This is a genomic window from Serratia sp. 1D1416, from assembly GCF_003641105.1.
In the GTDB taxonomy this organism is placed as follows: domain Bacteria; phylum Pseudomonadota; class Gammaproteobacteria; order Enterobacterales; family Enterobacteriaceae; genus Serratia; species Serratia ficaria.
This window is the reverse complement of the sequence record NZ_CP032738.1, coordinates 4216763-4235618: the sequence shown is the minus strand read 5'-3', so window position 1 is coordinate 4235618 and position 18856 is coordinate 4216763. Positions and strand designations below refer to the sequence as shown.

The 18856-nt window shown below is 56.1% G+C and carries 16 protein-coding genes; 10 read left to right on the top strand and 6 right to left on the bottom strand.

Features of this window, described 5'->3' with window-relative positions; all coding sequences use genetic code 11:
* The first annotated feature begins 1 nt into the window (after nucleotide 1).
* The 4 genes from D7I37_RS20480 (at nucleotide 2) to D7I37_RS20465 (ending at nucleotide 3778) form a co-directional block, all read left to right on the top strand.
* Nucleotides 2-1456 carry an efflux transporter outer membrane subunit gene (locus D7I37_RS20480; RefSeq protein WP_129544257.1) on the top strand — a complete coding sequence of 485 codons (1455 nt, stop codon included), beginning with the start codon at nucleotides 2-4 and terminating at the stop codon, nucleotides 1454-1456.
* Between the two features lie 683 nt (nucleotides 1457-2139).
* On the top strand, nucleotides 2140-2493 hold the full coding sequence (locus tag D7I37_RS20475; RefSeq protein ID WP_129544256.1) for a DUF1493 family protein: 354 nt from the start codon (nucleotides 2140-2142) through the stop codon (nucleotides 2491-2493).
* 116 nt (nucleotides 2494-2609) lie between these two features.
* Nucleotides 2610-3365: a CHAP domain-containing protein gene (locus D7I37_RS20470; RefSeq protein ID WP_095097589.1), complete on the top strand. Its 756-nt coding sequence runs from the start codon at nucleotides 2610-2612 to the stop codon at nucleotides 3363-3365.
* The gene (locus D7I37_RS20465) at nucleotides 3365-3778 is read left to right on the top strand and encodes a hypothetical protein (RefSeq protein WP_061795269.1); all 414 of its coding nucleotides are present in this window, start codon (nucleotides 3365-3367) and stop codon (nucleotides 3776-3778) included. The genes D7I37_RS20470 and D7I37_RS20465 overlap by 1 nt, the downstream gene beginning before the upstream one ends.
* 45 nt (nucleotides 3779-3823) lie before the next feature.
* Here the strand turns inward: D7I37_RS20465 and D7I37_RS20460 are convergent, their stop codons facing one another.
* Nucleotides 3824-4399 (bottom strand): DJ-1/PfpI family protein, encoded by a 576-nt coding sequence (locus tag D7I37_RS20460; protein ID WP_061795270.1) that lies wholly within the window; start codon nucleotides 4397-4399, stop codon nucleotides 3824-3826.
* Between the two features lie 134 nt (nucleotides 4400-4533).
* On the opposite strand from D7I37_RS20460, the gene D7I37_RS20455 reads away from it, so the two are divergent.
* Nucleotides 4534-6075: a long-chain fatty acid--CoA ligase gene (locus tag D7I37_RS20455; protein WP_129544255.1), complete on the top strand. Its 1542-nt coding sequence runs from the start codon at nucleotides 4534-4536 to the stop codon at nucleotides 6073-6075.
* A gap of 53 nt (nucleotides 6076-6128) precedes the next feature.
* Here the strand turns inward: D7I37_RS20455 and D7I37_RS20450 are convergent, their stop codons facing one another.
* Entirely contained in the window at nucleotides 6129-7403 is a 1275-nt protein-coding gene (locus D7I37_RS20450) for a Glu/Leu/Phe/Val dehydrogenase (protein WP_061795272.1), read from the bottom strand.
* Nucleotides 7404-8034: 631 nt separating this feature from the next.
* On the opposite strand from D7I37_RS20450, the gene D7I37_RS20445 reads away from it, so the two are divergent.
* The 3 genes from D7I37_RS20445 to D7I37_RS20435 all read left to right on the top strand — a co-directional run bounded on the left by D7I37_RS20445 (nucleotide 8035) and on the right by D7I37_RS20435 (nucleotide 11255).
* On the top strand, nucleotides 8035-9483 hold the full coding sequence (locus tag D7I37_RS20445) for an amino acid permease (RefSeq protein ID WP_061795273.1): 1449 nt from the start codon (nucleotides 8035-8037) through the stop codon (nucleotides 9481-9483).
* A gap of 109 nt (nucleotides 9484-9592) precedes the next feature.
* Nucleotides 9593-10213 carry a transcriptional regulator gene (locus D7I37_RS20440; RefSeq protein WP_129544254.1) on the top strand — a complete coding sequence of 207 codons (621 nt, stop codon included), beginning with the start codon at nucleotides 9593-9595 and terminating at the stop codon, nucleotides 10211-10213.
* A 91-nt stretch (nucleotides 10214-10304) separates the two neighbouring features.
* The gene (locus tag D7I37_RS20435; protein WP_061795275.1) at nucleotides 10305-11255 is read left to right on the top strand and encodes a bifunctional helix-turn-helix transcriptional regulator/GNAT family N-acetyltransferase; all 951 of its coding nucleotides are present in this window, start codon (nucleotides 10305-10307) and stop codon (nucleotides 11253-11255) included.
* Here the strand turns inward: D7I37_RS20435 and D7I37_RS20430 are convergent.
* On the bottom strand, nucleotides 11239-11604 hold the full coding sequence (locus tag D7I37_RS20430; protein ID WP_061795276.1) for a helix-turn-helix domain-containing protein: 366 nt from the start codon (nucleotides 11602-11604) through the stop codon (nucleotides 11239-11241). The two genes, D7I37_RS20435 and D7I37_RS20430, sit on opposite strands and share 17 nt — an antisense overlap.
* A gap of 105 nt (nucleotides 11605-11709) precedes the next feature.
* Between D7I37_RS20430 and D7I37_RS20425 the strand changes: the two genes are divergently transcribed.
* Nucleotides 11710-12264 carry an NAD(P)H-dependent oxidoreductase gene (locus D7I37_RS20425; protein ID WP_061795277.1) on the top strand — a complete coding sequence of 185 codons (555 nt, stop codon included), beginning with the start codon at nucleotides 11710-11712 and terminating at the stop codon, nucleotides 12262-12264.
* Between the two features lie 46 nt (nucleotides 12265-12310).
* Here the strand turns inward: D7I37_RS20425 and D7I37_RS20420 are convergent, their stop codons facing one another.
* Entirely contained in the window at nucleotides 12311-13087 is a 777-nt protein-coding gene (locus D7I37_RS20420; protein WP_061795278.1) for an NAD(P)H-dependent oxidoreductase, read from the bottom strand.
* Nucleotides 13088-13171: 84 nt separating this feature from the next.
* On the opposite strand from D7I37_RS20420, the gene D7I37_RS20415 reads away from it, so the two are divergent.
* Nucleotides 13172-14065 carry a LysR family transcriptional regulator gene (locus D7I37_RS20415; protein WP_129544253.1) on the top strand — a complete coding sequence of 298 codons (894 nt, stop codon included), beginning with the start codon at nucleotides 13172-13174 and terminating at the stop codon, nucleotides 14063-14065.
* 134 nt (nucleotides 14066-14199) lie between these two features.
* On the opposite strand, the gene D7I37_RS20410 is transcribed toward D7I37_RS20415, so the two are convergent.
* Nucleotides 14200-17214 (bottom strand): amino acid adenylation domain-containing protein, encoded by a 3015-nt coding sequence (locus tag D7I37_RS20410; protein ID WP_129544252.1) that lies wholly within the window; start codon nucleotides 17212-17214, stop codon nucleotides 14200-14202.
* Nucleotides 17215-17246: 32 nt separating this feature from the next.
* The gene (locus D7I37_RS20405; protein WP_129544251.1) at nucleotides 17247-18818 is read right to left on the bottom strand and encodes an amino acid adenylation domain-containing protein; all 1572 of its coding nucleotides are present in this window, start codon (nucleotides 18816-18818) and stop codon (nucleotides 17247-17249) included.
* Between the last annotated feature and the right edge of the window lie 38 nt (nucleotides 18819-18856).

The following is an 18856-nucleotide window of genomic DNA, read 5'->3' as shown; positions in this document are numbered from 1 at the left end:
TGTGCTGCAACGTTTAATCAGTCTGACCCTCCCGCTGTTGCTGGCGGGCTGCATTTCACTGGATCCCGACTACCAGCGCCCGACGGCGCCGGTGCCGGCCGCGCTGCCGCAGGGCGCCGCTTACGCCGCGCCGGACGGCAAACTGTCGCTAAGCTACCCGGACGTCGCCTGGCGCGATTACGTGCGGCATCCGCAACTGCGGCAGGTGGTGGCGATGGGGCTGAACAGCAGCCGCGATCTGCGGGAAGCGATCGCTAACATCGAATCGGCGCGGGCGCTGTACGGCGAGCAGCGTTCGGCGCTGTTCCCGACCATTAACGCCGGCGCAGACGGCAGCCGCGGGCGGGCGCTGACCGGCAGCGGCAACGCCACCGCCATCAGCCAAAGCTATGAGGCCACGGCCGGCACCAGCGCCTTTGAGCTGGATCTGTTCGGCAAGAACGGCAGCCTGTCGCGCGCGGCGTTTGAAACCTATTTGGCGGATTCCGAGGCGGCGAAAAGCACCCGCCTGACGCTGATCGCCGATATCGTCACCGACTGGGTGGCGGTGGCGGCGGAACGCAGCAATCTGGCGGCCGCCCGACAGACGATGGACAGCGCCAAGCGGTCGCTGGAGGTAACGCGCAAAAATCAGCAAAACGGCATTTTGTCGATGGTCGACGTGGCCTCTGCGGATACCGTTTACCAACAGGCGCGTTCGGACGTCGCCAGCTACACCACCAGCGCCGCGCAGGCGAAAAACGCGCTGGATCTGGTGGTGGGGCAAAGCGTGCCGGAGAATCTGCTGCCCGCGGGGATCGAATCGCTGTCGGGCATCATGACGGATCTGCCGACGCAGCTGTCGTCCGCCGTGCTGCTTAACCGGCCGGACGTGCTGGAGGCCGAACATAACCTGAAATCGGCCAACGCCAATATCGGCTCGGCCCGCGCGGCCTTCTTCCCGACCATCAGCCTGACCGCCAGCGGCGGCGTGGGCAGCAGCGAGCTGTCTTCGCTGTTCAGCCACGGTGCCGGCGTCTGGTCGTTTGCGCCGAGCATCAGCCTGCCGATCTTCAGCGGCGGGTACAACACCTCGCAGCTGAACTACACCAAGGCGCAGAAGGATCTGTACGTCGCCACCTATGAAAAGGCGGTGCAGACGGCGTTTCAGGAAACCGCCGATGCGCTGGCGCGCAAGGGCACCATTCAGGAACAGCTGGCGGCGCAAAGCGGCTATGTAGCGGCGTCGCGGGAGTATTATCGGCTGGCCGAGCTGCGCTATCGGCACGGCGTGGACGGCTACCTGACCATGCTGGACGCCCAGCGCACGCTGTATACCGCGCAACAGTCGCTGATTGCCGCGCAGCAAACCGCCTATGACAACCAGATCACCCTTTACAAGGTGTTGGGCGGCGGGATCGCCGCCGAACGGCAGGGCGATGGCGTGGCGGCCACCCAGGCCAGCCTTAGCCGTTAACCGAAAACAGGCGGGCCGATGGACTGGCCCGCCTGTTAATATGGGTTGATGAATGAATACGATTTGAGTTACAACCGAACTTCAAGATATCTAAAGCAGTTGCAGTGAAAAAACGGATTCAGCGGTTAGCTCTACCATGATGTATATCGAATGGAAGGGAATTCCACACTTTTGAAAACGGATAATTATTGTCATGAAAAAAACGTACAAAATCGTTGCAATTATTATAGGGCTGTTCTTATCATCATTTTTGTTGGCCGGCGCCGGTGTGAGTAATGACTATTTGTATTCCGCGCCAGAAAATCTTTCAAAATTCATTGTGTCAATCTGGTTCTCTATTTCGATAATTTTGACTGTTTACAAGTTGTTGTACTACCTGTTCGAGCAACAGCGTTAAGCTATAAATTCTATGAATACACCATAGATATGAAGTGTCTATGGTGTATATCATGTTAAAGTGACTGCTTTACCCGCCGACGCAATACTACCTTCCCTGTGCGCGATGATAACTCTAATGATGTTAAGTTCCCCACTAGCTAAATTCACCATAGTTTCACTCTCCTGACGATCTGAAGGGGTAATGAAAACGTAAAGAAAGGGAAAACCCGCCAAATCGCCAGAACTCAGCCTGGCCGTCAGAGTCTGAGGAGGACCACTACTCAGGTTACAGGTTCGAGGTCGCAATGGCAGCAGATATCCAGCAGCATATTATTTCGCTTATCGCCAAATTCAACGCCCCGGGGTTTCTTAAGAAGGGCGTGATCATCACCGCTGAAACGGCGATCAATCAGGCGCTCAACCTGTCTTTCAGCGACTCCAACGCCCTGATGCGGCGCTATTTTGACGCCTTCGAGATCGACAGCAGCAATTACAACCACCAACTGTATTTCCCTCAGCCGGCGGACAGCAGCCGCTGGTTTTCTCCTTCGTTCGGCGATGAACGCAGCCGGCCGCTGTACGTTTCCATGCTGGTGCGTTCGGCGCGCGCCAAACGCTGGCTGTATGACATTCATTTTCTGATTGAACAACTCAGGTAAGTAACGGGGCACGGCGTTTGCCGGGGGCGGGCAACCGTCACAAATCAACCAAAATCAGGATCGTCTTATAAAAATATCAGTAAGGTAACGTTCACTTAAGCTAAAGGAAACGGCTGATGAACATAGCGATTACAGCAAGCGTGGGTTTGAAAGGACTGAATAAACCTGACGATGTCAGGGCGGTGCGTCGACAACTGAACGCGCATTTTGCTCGAGTGCGAGGGTTGTCGCAAATCGCGATAGGCATGATTGCCGATGAGGAGCTTTATCGGGCGATACGCGTCTTTCAATTTTCCATGGAAATCAAGTCACCTGACAGTGTGATTTCACCAAACGGAAGAACATTGAGAACGCTGAATATTGCACCTCAGGTTTACAGGTTGGAAGGCCGAAGGATCCTCGGTACTCAAGAAGGGACATTAGGCAATGTACAAAAAAGAAATTTGATTAATATCAATGCCGTTGGCTATAACGGGAATACTCAGTGGGCTTATAATGTTGCCAAAAATGAGTTCCCTGTTAATTCGAATAAATGTAATAAGTTTGTCTACGATGTGATCAAGGAATCTGGCCTTGATGCATATGTTACAATTGCCGGAGTCAGACGACCTCCGCTGGCTGCAGAATGGGCGAACAAAAACACTCATATCTCTAACTGGCGCGTATTGTCAGATGATGAACAACCGGCCAAAGGCGACGTTGCAGCCTATCCGCTCTCCGGGGGGGCAAGTTATTCAGGCCACACCGGGTTCGTTGTCGTTATCAACGGTACGTTGACCAACATAAGTGCTCACAGTGATGCGATTTATCCCATCCTGGGGCAGTTCGAAAATGAAGTTACTACGCGTTATAGAAGATATATCGGAGCATAATGATGCTAAGGAAATACGTTCTCGGATTGTGCCTCGCTTTATTTCCTCTGTTCGCCAGCGCCAGCCGCACGATGGTTATCGAAGCACAGCCAGGGGAAATCGAGGGGGTGGCGTACCGGGTTGATGGCCGGTCTCTGAACTTTGATCAACTGGGTGAGGCGCTAAATCTATGGATGCAGGCCAAGCCTGGCGATAAGAATGAAATTCGCATCGCGGTGTTGGCGAGTGGCAAGATACCGCTGTCGACGTTGTATAACCTCAATGGATTGGTGAAACAGATCGGTTTCAATGGCCCCCGTTTCTTCTATACGGCGGATGAAGGTTCAAACAAACTGTCCGAGATTCAGATTAACCATCGGCCGCTGGTCATGAAGGGAGAATTGGAAAAACAGCTTGCCGTTGAACAACCCTAATTGAATTGGACCGTCGGCCAGGCGGTCCGAATTCTCGTTATCCCTCTAACGATACTGCTGCAGCACTTCGGCGAATTTCGCCAGCCATTGCGGGTGTGCGGGCCAGGCCGGCGCGGTCACCAGGTTGCCGTCGACGTGCGCCTGATCGATGCCGATGTCGGCATAGTGCCCGCCGCTCAGCCGCACCTCCGGCGCACAGGCCGGGTAGGCGCTGCAGGTCCGGCCTTTCAACACCCCGGCGGCGGCCAGCAGCTGCGGGCCGTGACAAACGGCGGCAATGGGTTTGCGCGCGGCGTCGAATGCCTGCACCAGCTTGATCACTTCCGCATTCAACCGCAGATATTCGGGCGCTCGGCCGCCGGGGATCAGCAGGGCGTCATAATCCGCTTCCTTCACCGAGAAGAAATCGGCGTTGAGAGTAAAGCGGTGGCCGGGCTTCTCGCTGTAGGTCTGGGCGCCGTCAAAATCATGGATCGCCGTCATGATAAAGTCGCCCTTGGCCTTGTCGGGGCAGACCGCGTCAACCTGGTGGCCAATCATCTGCAGCGCCTGAAACGGCACCATGGTTTCGTAATCTTCGGCGTAATCGCCGACCAGCATCAGGATCTTCTTCTTGCTCATCATGCCGCTCCCGCGTGAATAAAGATGCCTAAGGTATAGCCCAGTGACGGGGGGAATGCGAACCGCAAATCGCGTTCTATACTCGTGATACTGCGGCATTTTCACCCGCCGCCCATTTTAGGGAGGATCCCCCGATGCTTAATTTGGCGACCTTGCTTGAAGAGAGCGCGCGTTCCTGGCCAGACCGCTCCGCGCTGGTGCAGGACGACATTCCGCTCAGCTACCGGGCGTTGAATGAGCTGGCCAACCGGGTGGCGAATCTGTTGACCGCGCGCGGCGTTCGGCCCGGTGAAAGGGTGGCGCTGGCCTGCCCGAATCGGCCGGAGTTTCCGGCCATCTATTACGGCATTCTCAAAGTCGGCGCCACCGTGGTGCCGCTGAACACCCTGCTGAAAAGCGCCGAGTTTGCATATTACCTGGCGGATTCCGCTGCGGTGGCCTTCTTTTGCCATGAGGGCAACGAAGGGTTGCCGCTGGCGGCCGAAGCGCGGCGCGCTTTTGACGACGCAGAAAATTGTCGCGATTTTCTGATTATCGGCGATCGGTTGCCGCTGGAGGGAGAGCGGTTCAGCCGGGCGGTCGCCGAGCAGCCCACCTCGTTTTGCTCGGCGGTCACGGCGGAGACCGACACCGCAGTGGTGCTTTACACCAGCGGCACCACCGGGCGCGCCAAGGGCGCGGAGCTGAGCCATTCCAACCTGACGCTCAATGCGTTGGGTTCGGTGCGGCTGTTCGAGGGATCGGAAACGGATCCCGATCGCCATTTGGTGACGCTGCCGCTGTTCCATACCTTCGGCTCCACCGTACAGATGAACGCCGGCTTCGCCTGCGCCGCCACGCTGGTGTTGATGGAGCGCTTTGACGCCGCCCAGGCCATAGCGCTGATGCAAAAACACCGCGTCACCTTCTTCGCCGGCGTGCCGACCATGTATTGGGCGCTGCTGAACGCGCTGGACGACAAGGTGGATCTGGCGCGCTTGCGCAGCACGCTGCGCATGGCGGTATCCGGCGGCGCCAGCCTGCCGGTGAAGATCCTGGAAGATTTCTCCCGCCGCTTCGGCATCAACATCCTCGAAGGGTACGGGCTGTCGGAAACCAGCCCGGTGGCCACCTTCAACCATCCTCGCCGCCAGAACAAAGCCGGCTCGATAGGTCAGCCGATTTGGGGCGTGGAGGTGCGCCTGCTGGACGTGACCGGCCGGCCGATCGACGGCGTAGACCAGGTGGGCGAGTTGGCGGTGCACGGCTACAACATCATGAAGGGCTATCTGAACCGGCCGGAGGCAACGGCGGAAGCGCTGGATAACCAGGGGTGGTTCAGAACCGGCGATCTGGGGCGCCGCGACGCCGACGGCTTCTATTTTATCGTCGACCGCGCCAAGGACATGATCATTCGCGGCGGTTTTAACGTCTACCCGCGTGAAATTGAAGAGGTGCTGATGCGGCATCCGGCGGTGTCGCTGGTGGCGGTGATCGGCGTCGAGCATCCGGCGCTGGGCGAAGAGATCAAGGCGGTGGTGGTGCTGAAGGCGGCGGACGACGTCATTGCGGAAGATGAGCTGATCGCCTGGTGCAAGGAGCGGCTGGCGGCCTATAAATACCCGCGCATTCTGGAGTTTGTCGAACGCTTGCCGATGACCAGCACCGGGAAGGTGTTGAAACGCTGCCTGCGCTAGCGGGAAAGGGCGGAGAAATCCCGGCCTGCAAAGGCAAGCCGGGAAGCCGGGCATCAGCCCGGGTAGATGCCGCGTTCTTTACGCGCGGTCAGGATGCGCTCACAGGCCACGATGTAAGCGGCGGTGCGCAGGCTGCACTCTTTCTCTTTGGCCTTGTTCCAGACGTGGACCATCGCGTCGGTCATGATCTTGTCCATACGCTCGTTGATCTCGGACTCGCTCCAGAAGTAGCTGGCCATATCCTGCACCCACTCGAAGTAACTGACCGTTACGCCGCCGGCGTTGCAGATGACGTCCGGTACTACGGTGATGTTGCGTGAACGCAACATGTCATCGGCATCCGGGTAGGTTGGGCCGTTAGCGCCTTCCAGCACCAGCTTGGCGCTGAGGATCTCGGCGCGCTGACGGGTGATCTGACCTTCCAGCGCCGCCGGGATCAGGATATCCATGTCAACCGACCAGAAAGCTTCGCTTTCGATCTCGCTGGCGCCAGGGAAACCGGCGATCTGCTTGTTCTTGGTCTGCCATTCGGTCAGCGCGTTGAGGTCGATGCCGTTAGCGTTGAACAGGGTGGCGGAGTGGTCCTGGATCGCCACCACGCGCGCGCCGACGCCGACGAACAGGCGGGCCGCTTCGCTGCCCACGTTACCGAAGCCCTGAACCGCAACCTTGGCGCCTTCAATCTGCACGCCCAACCGCTTGGCCACTTCGCTGCCGGTGACGAATACGCCGCGGCCGGTGGCTTTTTCACGGCCGAGAGAACCGCCGAGGTGGATAGGTTTGCCGGTCACCACGCCGGTGATGGTGGTGCCCTGGTTCATGGAGTAGGTATCCATCATCCAGGCCATCACTTTGGCGTTGGTACCGACGTCCGGCGCAGGAATGTCTTTCTGCGGCCCGATGATAAAGCCGATTTCGCTGGTGTAGCGGCGGGTCAGTCGCTCCAGTTCGCCTTCAGACAGTTTGAAAGGATCGACGCGGATGCCGCCTTTGGCGCCGCCGTACGGCAGGTTGACCGCCGCACACTTGATGGTCATCCAGGCGGACAGCGCCATGACTTCATCGAGGTCGACGTCCGGGTGGAAGCGGATGCCGCCTTTGCCCGGGCCGCGGGACAGGTTGTGCTGAACGCGGAAGCCTTCAAAATGGCGGATGCTGCCGTCATCCATCTGCAGCGGGATATCAACAATCAAAGCGCGCTTAGGATGACGCAGGGTGTCGATCCAGCGCGACAGGTCGCCGAGGTACGGGGCGACGCGGTCGATTTGTTGCAGATATGTGGCCCAGGCCGTTGTGCTGCTTTCTGAAGCGTAGGATAGCTTTTCCATAACCAACCTTTTTTATATAGAGGTATTTATTTTGTTTAACCGTGGATTACCGAGTGCATAACACTTTGCGACGCTAAATTTACCATTAATCATGCCGCTTGATAGCCCCCAGCTCATCGGGCCAGAAGGCCGTGCGGGGCGGGCTGCAGGGCGGAAAATGAATAGTTAATTACTTTTTATCGACAGCGTCGGATGACATGCATATTTTATGCATAAAATATGCATAAAACCCGTTTTAATCTATTTTTCAGAAGCTTGAATGTGATCAAAAAGTTTCATTTTATTTAAGCGTCATGTTGACAATGCCGTTTCGCGCCGCCAGAGTTAAATTCATGTTAAAACGGCACCGGCGTCGTTTTTTTATCGCACAAGGGAAATTGCAACTTACTGATAGTTAGGTACTTACCCGCCACGCTCATGCTTTGCATGCCAAACGTGGGCGACATCGCAGTTTGAACAGCCGTTTTGTGGTTCGCAAAAATTATCACCTCTCTGTAACAACAGGGCGGGCATCGTTTGGTCTGAATTTTTTTTTTGCCGGTAGAACGCCCGAGGGCGTTTCACTCCTGCTGCCACCCACGCCCCGCAAGGGGCGGTGGCTTAATCGCCTTAACGACGGACAGGTAACACCATGACAAAAAATCACCAGCATCGGCCGAACTCAGGTTCAGCCGAGGGGCACGACTGCGCCCAAACATTGCAGCGCGGCCTGAGCTCACGCCATATCCAGCTGATTTCCATCGGCGGCGCCATCGGCACCGGGCTGTTTATGGGCTCCGGCAAAACCATCGCGCTGTCCGGCACCTCGATTGTGCTCACTTACCTGATCGTCGGCTTCTTCATGTTTATGGTGATGCGGGCGATGGGGGAGCTGCTGCTGACCCGGCTCGACTATCGCTCATTCGCCGACTTCGTTTCCGAATATCTGGGCCCGAAGGCCAGTTTCTTCCTCGGCTGGTCTTACTGGCTGAGCTGGGTGGTGACCTGCATCGCAGACGTGGTGGTGTGCGGCGGCTACGTGCAATATTGGCTGCCCGAGGTATCGCCCTGGCTGCCGGCGCTGCTGACGCTCGGGCTGCTGTGCCTGTTCAACATGCTGTCGGTCAAGATGTTCGGCGAAGCGGAGTTCTGGTTCGCGATGATCAAGGTGGTGGCGATTGTCGCGCTGATCGCCACCGGGGTCTGGATGGTGTGCAGCGGCTGGCGTTCGCCGCACGGCGTGACCGCTTCGGTGCGCAACGTCACCGATCCCGCCATCTTCATGCCGCACGGCATACTCGGCTTCTTCGCCGGCTTCCAGATAGCCATCTTCTCCTGCACCGGCATCGAGTTGCTGGGCACGCTGTCGGCGGAAACCAAAAACCCGCACAAGGTACTGCCCAAGGCGATTAACGTGATCCCGGCGCGCATTATCATCTTTTACGTGTTCTCGATGCTGACCATCATCGCCGTCACCTCATGGAGCCATATCTCTCCCGACAGCAGCCCGTTCGTGATGCTGTTCGACCAGGCGGGCTTGCCGGCGGCCGCGGCGGTGATCAACTTCGTGGTGCTGACCTCGGCGATGTCTTCGGCCAACAGCGGGGTGTATTCCAGCACCCGCATGCTGTACAGCCTATCGATGGAAAAACACGCCCACGGGCAGTTCCGCATCCTGTCGCGCACCACCGCCATACCGATCCGCAGCCTGCTGTTCTCCTGTTTCTGCATGGTGGCCGGCACCTTGCTGCTGATCCTGATGCCGAACGTGATGACGCTGTTCACCATCGTTTCTACCGTGGCGGCGATCCTGGTGGTTTACAGTTGGGGCATGATCCTGGCGGCTTACCTGGTTTACCGCAAAAAGCGCCCGGATCTGCATGCCGACTCTCATTTCAAGATGCCGGGCGGGGTGGTGATGGCCTGGCTGACGCTGGCGTTCTTCGCCTTCACGCTGGTGCTGATGGTGTTTGATCGCGATACGCTGATTGCCCTGTGCAGCATGCCGCTGTGGTTTATCGCCCTGGGGCTGATCTGGCGCTTCCGGGTGCGCGACAGCCTGGCGCGCGAAGGCTACGTGTTCAGCACCGAGGCGGAATAATGCCTGGGAGCGCGGCCCAGGCCGCGCTCCGCTCGGCAAGCGCGCGCAACTGAGGTATGCTAAGCGCCTGAGCAGCAGAGTAAACAGCGCCACACGGAGATACAGCAGCGTGCCGAACACCCCCTCACAACTCGAACTCTTGCGGTCGGTCGCCGACGGCATCGCAGCCCTGTTTTTCCCCAACGTCGAGGTGGTGATCCACGATCTGGCCACCAACAAGGTCGCCTATCTGGCCAACAATCTGTCGAAGCGCAAGCCGGGCGATGACGCCGGGCTGGATGACTTTGAACTGGGCGCCGAGGCGAAAGTGACCGGTCCCTATGAGAAGCTCAACTGGGACGGCAAGAAAATGCGCTCGGTGAGCATCGCCGCCCGCGATGGGCAGGGCAACCCCAGCTATCTGCTGTGCATCAACCTGAGCACCGGCACCTTTGAAGACGCCAGAAACGCGCTGGACATGTTCCTGTCGGTCACGCGCCTGCAGCCGCAGCCGCAGCAGCTGTTCAAGGACGACTGGCAGGAGAAGATCAACACCTTCCTGCACGAGTGGCTGCGCCGCGAGAGCGCCGCGCTGGGTGCGTTGACGCGCGAGCAAAAGAAGCTGTTGGTCAGAGACCTGTATCATGAAGGGGCGTTCAAGGCCAAAAGCGCGGCGGATTACATCGCCAACGTGCTGTCGATGGGGCGCGCGACGGTGTACAAGTATCTGCGCGAGCTGAAGCAGGACTAAAACTCGCTCACCGGCCCGGCTAAAAAAACATGGCGTTTTGCCGCGGCGCTTTGATATGGTTGTATTGTGCAACCATGTGAAGGAATAACCCATGCCCGACGCCTACCTGTTACCCATCCGTGACGCCAGCCGCCGCCTGGTGCGAGAGCTCGGCTTTATGGGCAATACGCTCGCCGGCACCGATTTGCCGCCCTCGGCGGTGCACGCGTTGATAGAGATCGGTGAAGGGCGCGCCAATCACGCCGCCGCGCTGTGCGGCGCACTTAATCTGGAGAAGTCCAGCGTCAGCCGCATGCTGAATAAATTGCGCAAGGCGGGGCTGTTGGACGTGCAGCCTAGCGAGCGCGATGGGCGTGAAAAGCTGCTGGCACTCAGCGAACAGGGGCGGGAGACGCTGGCCGCCATCAACCATTTTGCCGATCGGCAGGTACGCGGCGCATTGAACACACGGCATGGCGACGGCGCCGCCATCGTCAGCGGTCTACAGGCCTACGTGGCGGCCCTGCGAGCCAGCCGGACGGGAGAGGCACAGGTTAGGGCGGCGGTGGAGATCGTCAGCGGTTATCGCCCCGGCTGGGTGGCCAGAACGCTGGAAATGCATATGCAGTATTACTCGCGCAGCGTGGGGTTTGGCGTGTTTTTCGAGGCCAAGGTAGGGGCGATGCTCGCCGATCTCGCCGGCCGTTTGTCTCATCCGCAAAATCAGGCATGGTCGGCGATCGGCGACGGCCGCATTCTCGGCTCGATCTCGGTTGACGGTGAAAGCCTGGGCAACAATCGCGCCCATCTGCGCGCCTTTATTCTCGATGACGCACTGCGCGGCAGCGGCATCGGCCGGCAGCTGCTCGGCAAAGCGGTCGAGTTTTGCGACCAACGGCGCTTTGATGAAATCCACCTGTGGACCTTCAAAGGGCTGGACGCCGCGCGGCATCTCTATGAAAGCGCCGGGTTCAAGCTGGCGGACGAACAGCCGGGCACCGCCTGGGGGCGGCAAATGGTGGAACAGCTGTTTGTTCGCCGCCGCCTTAGCCCTGCGGCGTAGCGGCTTGCGGCCGATGTTGCTCGCCCCAGTCGCACATCATGTCGATCACCGGGATCAGCGAGCGCCCGCGCTCGGACAGGCTGTATTCCACCTTGGGCGGGATCTGCGGATACTCCTTTCTGATCACCAGCCGGTCTTTCTCCAGCTCTTTCAGGGTTGAACTCAGCGTTTTGTAAGAGATGGTGCCGATACAGCGCTGCAGCTCGTTGAACCGCAGCACCGGCTTATACAGCGCCAGCCAGTACAGGATGATCATCTTGTATTTGCCGTTGATCACCGACAGCGTGTAGCCGTAGCCGGTCTCCTCCAGGTTAATGCCCGTCGGGCTGCAAACGTCTTCAGCGTTCATTTTACACTTTCCTTAAGGTAAGTATGTGTAGTGAGTGTGCGTATTTTACATCTTGAAAGCATAACATATGATGCGTCGGTGAACTCATTGAAAGGAGATGCCCGAATGAAAACGCTGGTAGTTGTCGCTCACCCGGATATCGAGAACTCGGTTATCAACCGGCGCTGGCTGAACGAGCTGCGAAAGTATCCCGAGCTTTATACCGTGCATGAGCTTTATCGCGCTTATCCCGATTGGCGGATTGACGTGGCCAGGGAGCAGCGGCTGATAGAACAGCACGACAACATCGTGCTGCAGTTCCCGATCTTTTGGTTCAGCAGCCCGCCGCTGTTGAAGAAATGGCTGGATGACGTGTTCACCCATGGCTGGGCCTACGGGGCAAACAGCGGGTATAAAATGCAAAACAGAAATGTCGCGCTGGCGGTGACGGCCGGCGTTCGCGCAGAGGACTATGCCCGGGAGGGGCGCTATAAATATCCCCTGGAAGAGATATTTCGGCCGTTTGAGCTTACCGCGCACTACGTGCGGGCCAAATACGCCTCGTTTTTCGCGTTTTACGGCACGGAATCCGTCACTGACGGCGCGGTTGAGGAGGTGAACCGGCAGGAGCTTGAACGCAGCGCGGTGGATTACAGAACCTTCCTGGCCGCACTGAACTAGCGGTCTCTTATAGCCGCACTCCCCGCGAACCGGGAGTGCGGCTAATTTACGCCAGATGCGCGCTGAAGCCGCTGCGCTCCGGCGCGATTTCGTCCTTCAGCGTGAGCTGGGGGATCTGATAGTCGCCCGCATTTTGCCGCCGGAAAGGGATAGGCGCGGCATGCCACAGGGCATCAAGCCGCTGCCCCAGCGCCGTGCAAAGGGCGCCGAAGCGAGCCTCGTCAACCCGGCCGGTGCGATAAGTGACAAACGGCGGCAGCACGTCGAACCCCGGGTAATGCAAAATGCCATGCTGGATCGGGAACAGGATATCGTCGATCGGGCCGTTGATGCCGCGTGCGGCGTAGTGTGATTCCCAACCGCCGGTGCTGACGACCAGCATCGCCCGTTTCCCCGCCAGGGTACCTTCGCCATAGCGATCGCCCCAGCGCGCATCGGAATGCTCGCCCACGCCATAGGCAAAGCCGTAAGCATAAACGCGCTCGACCCAGCCTTTCAGGATTGCCGGCATGGAAAACCACCACAGCGGAAACTGCAGGATAACCGCATCGGCCCACAGCAACTTTTGCTGCTCGCGTTCGATGTCCTCACTCTGCAGCCCGGCGGCATAGGCGCGCTGCGAATCCATGGCAGGATCGAAGCGCCCGCTGTGCGGGCCGTCACGGCTGTCGTCGGCATCGAGCACCGCTTTCCAGCGCATGGCGTACAGGTCGGAAACCTGCACCTGATGGCCGGCCTGCTGCAGGTGGGCGACGGCAAAGTTTTTCAGTGAGCCATTCAGCGACTGCGGCTCGGGATGGGCATAGACGATCAAAACATTCATGGTAAACCTCCGTTGCAAGATAACTGCAGGGTAGGCAGCCATAAGGTATATTGGAAATGAATTTCCAATATTCCAGGTATTATCATGAGTAATTTGAGACGGCTGGATCTGAATCTGCTGGTGACGCTGGACGCCTTGCTGGCCGAGCATAACGTTACCCGGGCGGCGCAACGGCTTAACTTTTCCCAGCCTTCGGTCAGCGTTCACCTGGCCAAGCTGCGGGAAATCTTCGGCGATCCCTTGCTGCTGCCGGGCCCGCGCGGCATGCTGCCGACGGCCAGGGCGGAACAGCTGCGCGAACCGCTGCGCCAGGCGCTGGCGGCGCTTGAATTGGCGGTGGCGCCGAGCACGCCGTTCGATCCCGCAGCGGCCAATAATACCTGGCGCGTCGCCGCCTTCGACTACGGGGAGTCGACCATCGTGCTGCCGGCGCTGAACGGGTTGAGAACGGCGGCGCCGGGCACCCGGCTGGCGGTAATCGAAACCGCGCCGGCGCGTATCGCCCAGCAGGCGGAGCGGGGCGAGATCGACCTGGCGTTTCACACCCGGGAAGGCGCGCCGCCTAACCTGCGGCAGCGCACCTTGTTCAGCGAGCGCTACGTGCTGGTGGGGCGCGCAGGCCATCCGAAACTGCAAAAAACGCTGACGCCGGCTCAGTTCTGCCAGCTTGAGCAGGTGATGGTGTCGCCGGACGGCGGCGGTTTTTTCGGCATTACCGACCGGGCGCTGGAAGAACTGGGGCTGACGCGGCGCGTGGTGCTCTCCGTGCCGCACTTCCTGTTCGTGATTGCGGTGCTGATGAATACCGAGCTGGTGGCCATGCTGCCGGAGCGGCTGCTGCGTCATCAGCCGGCGCTGGAGGTGGTTGAACCGCCGGTGGCGGTGCCGGGTTTTGAGATGACCATGCTGTGGCATGAGCGCTCTCATCGCGATCCCGCCCACCAGTGGCTGCGGGAACACATTGTGCGATCGCTGTAAAAAACTATGAGTCCGGCGCCACCCCGGTCGATCGGGCCAACGGCGCGATCGGCGGGGCGGTTTCAACAACATCAACCGCCGCGCCGCCTATCCGGAAGTCAGCCAGCTTTTACGTAGCTCTATTTGAGCCAGCTTTATAATTGACCGATACTTTTCATATAATCCAAGTATCGGGTAAGTAATGCAGTATTGGTCGGCGTATAGTCAAGCCCTCCAGATTCGGTTAATACTGCCTGAGTCTGGCCAGCATCATACCGAGGTATGTTTCTGAAAACTTCCCACAGCGTAAGGTCTTCATACACGACTTCGGAAAGCATCGGTAACAGCGGCATCAATGGGTTGGCGTCCAAATTTGGATCGTCATACAATCTTTGCAACCACTGTTTATAAGGCATTGGGGTTAAAACGTAGCCGCAATGTTCAAATAGTTCAAAGAAGGTGTTCAGACTGATTGAATGCGCGTCACTCGGAGGGATCAGATGATACATACGCCCAAGATGACTATTATCGCTGGCGATACGAATTAAGGCTGCACTAGCATAGTCTACGGGGATCAGCTCTTTACGATCGCCAGGTAACAATGGCGATGCGCCGGTACTAATACACCCTTTGATCATCCGCCACATAAAATCTTCTGGATTACCCACACCGCTAACGCTGTCGGTCATCATGAAGCCCGGTCTGTAAACCGACAGCGGAATACCTCGCTCTCTCGCTTGCCACATTAGCCGCTCAGCCACCCATTTACTCTGTATATAGCCCAGGGTATATTTCATTCCTTCCCAATAGGGCATCAGATCGTCTTCTTCATAAAAACGTTCTGTCGGGAACAATAATCCTGCGGGCCCTATGGCGGCGACGGTAGAAACGTAATGAAGTGGCTTGGCCTTGTTCGCGATGGCTAAACGCAATAAGTTGATCGCTCCCAGCACATTAGTTGCACGATGCGCCTGGTAAGGCTCAATAAAACTAATATGAGCAGCGGTATGAAAAATGACATCGCAATCTGTTGTGAGACGCGTGTAACTCAGGTTGTCCAGCCCTAACTCAGGTTGGGTCATGTCCCCCGCAAGTGCTACGATACGCAAACCAAAATCTTGTTGCCAAAGCCCGTATTGGGTCATGTTATCTTTGACACGTTGTAGGGCTGCGTCATGATCCTTCGCTCGTACCAGACAGACAACTTGACGCACTTCATCTAACCGCAGTAAATCACGCAGGCAGAAAGCCCCCATAAACCCCGTCGCGCCAGTCAGAAACACTCGCCCTGCCGAGGCACTTAACCATGGCTGAGGTGACTCTAGATTTGGCTGAATATCCTCAGGAAGCTGGCTGTCTCTGAGTAAGGTAGCGCAGATGTCGTCGGTTGCGACTTCTTGTGGCTGTTGGAGTAAATGCAGTAGATTACGGGGTGTTTGAGCGTCATACAGATCCTGGATTGATAACCTCTGCCCGAACCGACGTTTGATTTCCAATACCAATCGCGCAGCCTGTAATGAGGTGCCACCAAGCAGGAAGAACTCATCATCCATCGAGGCTTGGGTTACATCAAGTACCTGCTGCCATATCAATAATAATTCGGCGGCGTTTTGGGGCAACTCTGACGGGCATTCGTTCGCAATCCGCAGTTTATCAACCTGAGCCTGCAACAGGGAGCGATTGGCTTTACCATTTTCATTTATAGGGATAGCATCCACGACCTGCAAGCGTGGGAGCATGTAGGGCGGCAGTTGCTGTTTAACGCGATTAAGCAGGTTGTTGGTGTCGCACTTACCAGGGTGTTTGGGGACGACAAAGGCGGTTAAATAGGCTTCGTTCGTCTCATTCCTCATCACACAAACCACGGCAGCAAGCAATTGCTCACTCCTTAGCAGCTGGGTTTCGATCTCTTCGATCTCAATACGGTATCCCTGCAATTTTATTTGGTTATCGATACGCCCGGCGTAAATGATGGCGCCATCAGATCTCTGCCAGCCCATATCCCCACTTCGATACAGACGCTTAGGTGTGCTTTCCCCGGCAATCTTAACGGTTGGGAATTTTTCCTGAGTTAACTCAGGTTGATTGATATATCCCCGTGCTAACCCTTCACCTCCGATATAGATCTCTCCCTGCTTACCTGGAGTTACAGGATTCAACTGTTCATCCAGAATATAGGCCTCCGTTTTATCGAGTGGCCGACCAATTGGCACCTCTTCCTTTTGCAAATCGTCCGCCACGACGCGGTGGTAAAGTGTGATCGTCGTCCCTTCCGTTGGACCATAGCAGTTAAGCAGATTTTTTGGCCATGCAGTTGGTAAGAGTGACTTCAACGCTTGAAGGTTAAAGGCTTCACCCCCAACCAGCAGATAATTCAGAGAGCGGAAGGCGGCGGGGCACTGTGGAGCGATAAAGTTAAACAATGATGTCGTCATAAACAGATAACTGACAGCATACTGTTGTAACCTATCCTCCAATCGTTTCGCATCGAGCAGAGTCTCTTTGGTGATAATAACTAAGGCAGCTCCATTGAGTAATGCCCCCCACACCTCCAGAAAGGAACCATCGAACGCCGGGTTCGCGTGACAGGCAACCCGATCGCTAGCTGTAACGTGAATAGCGCTGGAATTAACCAGCATGCGCACAATACCGCGGGCCTCAATTTCTACGCCTTTAGGTTGCCCAGTGGTGCCGGAAGTGAAAAGAATATGGCTACGTTGATTCAAGCCTTTGTCTTTCATCGGCATTTCAACATGCCGATTATCGGTTGAGGGGGAATTATCAAAGAGAATAAAATGGGTCGATAATGGCCGCGTACCCGAATTGATATCCGTAATGGTTAATTTCGCCTGCACTTCTTGCAGCATGAAATTGAGCCGTTCATCCGGCAGCGAAGGGTTCAGTGGGACACAGGTTCCGCCTGCTAGCAAAACGGCCAACTGGCAAATGATATACTCGGCCCCTGCACTCATTAAAATAGCAACGGGCTCCTCAGGTTGAACTCCTTTCTGGCATAACTCTATCGCTAGCTTCTGTGCCTGTTTCGCCAATTGGTTATAGCTTAATGTGTATTGAGGGGTGATGATTGCTGGCCGCGCAGAGTGCTGTTGCACCTGATGTAAAAAAAGAGCGGTGAGACCCATCGCGGGGAATTCATGAAGCTGTTTCATATTCTCGGCTCCATTGTAATTAAGTGGATATTTCAAATCTTTCCGGAAGAGCGTTGTTGCTTATACAATTCGAGGAGTTTAGGACGATCGGCCTTCCCATTCGGATTCCACGGGATGGCACCAACCATATGGATGCGCGGTAACATATAGGGTGGTAAGCATTGCTTAAGTTCACCGAGCAGCTGCTTGCTGTTGAAAGTAGATGGGTCTTGTGGAACAACAAAAGCAAGCAGGTAACCTTCATCGCCTTCTTTTTTAACCGCACAGACAATGGCTTCCAACAGCAATCCGGTTTTTAGCAATTGAGTTTCCACTTCCTCCGCTTCTATACGATAACCCTGTAATTTGATCTGGTTATCCACTCGCCCCGAATACATAAAGACACCATCGGCCCGTTTCCAGCCCAAATCACCCGTTTTGTATAAGCGCTTGAGCTCATCCTCTCCGCTAATTTTAATGGTGATAAATTTCTCTGCTGTTAATTCGGGACGATTTAAGTATCCACGAGCCACTCCATCACCACCTACATATATTTCGCCTAAGACACCGACATCGGCCAACTGCAACTGATCATCAAGTATGAAAACCTCCGTTTTATTAATTGGTTTTCCTAGAGGCATGCTTTCTGCCGTTAGGTCGTCCAACCCTATTGGGTAATACAGTGTGTAGGTGGTGTTTTCCGTCGGGCCATAAACGTTATAGATATTTTTAGGCCACGCTTCCAGGGGCAGTGATCTCAGAGTACGAATATTAAATGCTTCTCCGCCAATCATCAGATAGCTCAGGGTACGGAAGGTGTCAGGGCAGAGGGTAGTAATGAAATTGAATAATGATGGCGTAACTAAAATGGAGCTAACGGCATAATCAATAAAACAGGACTTTAACGCTTCTGGATCGAGCAGCACTTCTCTATCAATAATAACAGTAGCGGCACCATTAAGGAGTGCCCCCCAAACCTCAAGAAGAATGGCATCAAAATCCGGAGCAGAAATGCTGCCAAGACGATCCAGAGTCGAAATAGGAAGATAATCCGCATTGACCACCAAGCGTAGTATGCCTCGGTACTCAACCTCAACAGCCTTGGGCGTACCAGTTGTGCCGGAAGTAAACATGATATAAGCCCGGTGGTTCAAACCTGCCTTTATCCCCGGTAAATCGGTAGAAAGAACATTTTGACGCGGATAGGCGTCGAGCAGGACATAACGAGTTGATAATGCACGTCCAGCCAAGGCTGAGTCGGTAAGGGTAAATATGACCTTTGCCTCTTGGAGCATGAAATTCAGGCGATTGTCAGGTGAAGCCACGTTGAGAGGCACACAGCTCCCTCCAGACAATAGAATAGCAACCTGGCAGATGACCTGTTCAATGCCTGATTTCATCAAAATGGCCACTGGCATTTCATTTTTCACTCCCATTTGCAGTAAATGGCCGGCGAGTGACTGCGCCTGTTCAGCAAGTTCAATATAACTGAGAGTTCGTTCCGTTGTTATAACAGCCGGTCGATTGGGATAATGCTCAACTTGCTGTAGAAAGAGCTTCATCAACTCCAGGTTATCAACGCCTTTAATATCTTGACGTTCTGTAAAAGCAAAGAGTTTATTCATTAATAGCGACTCCTCTGCGTTTTATCCCCGTCATCACA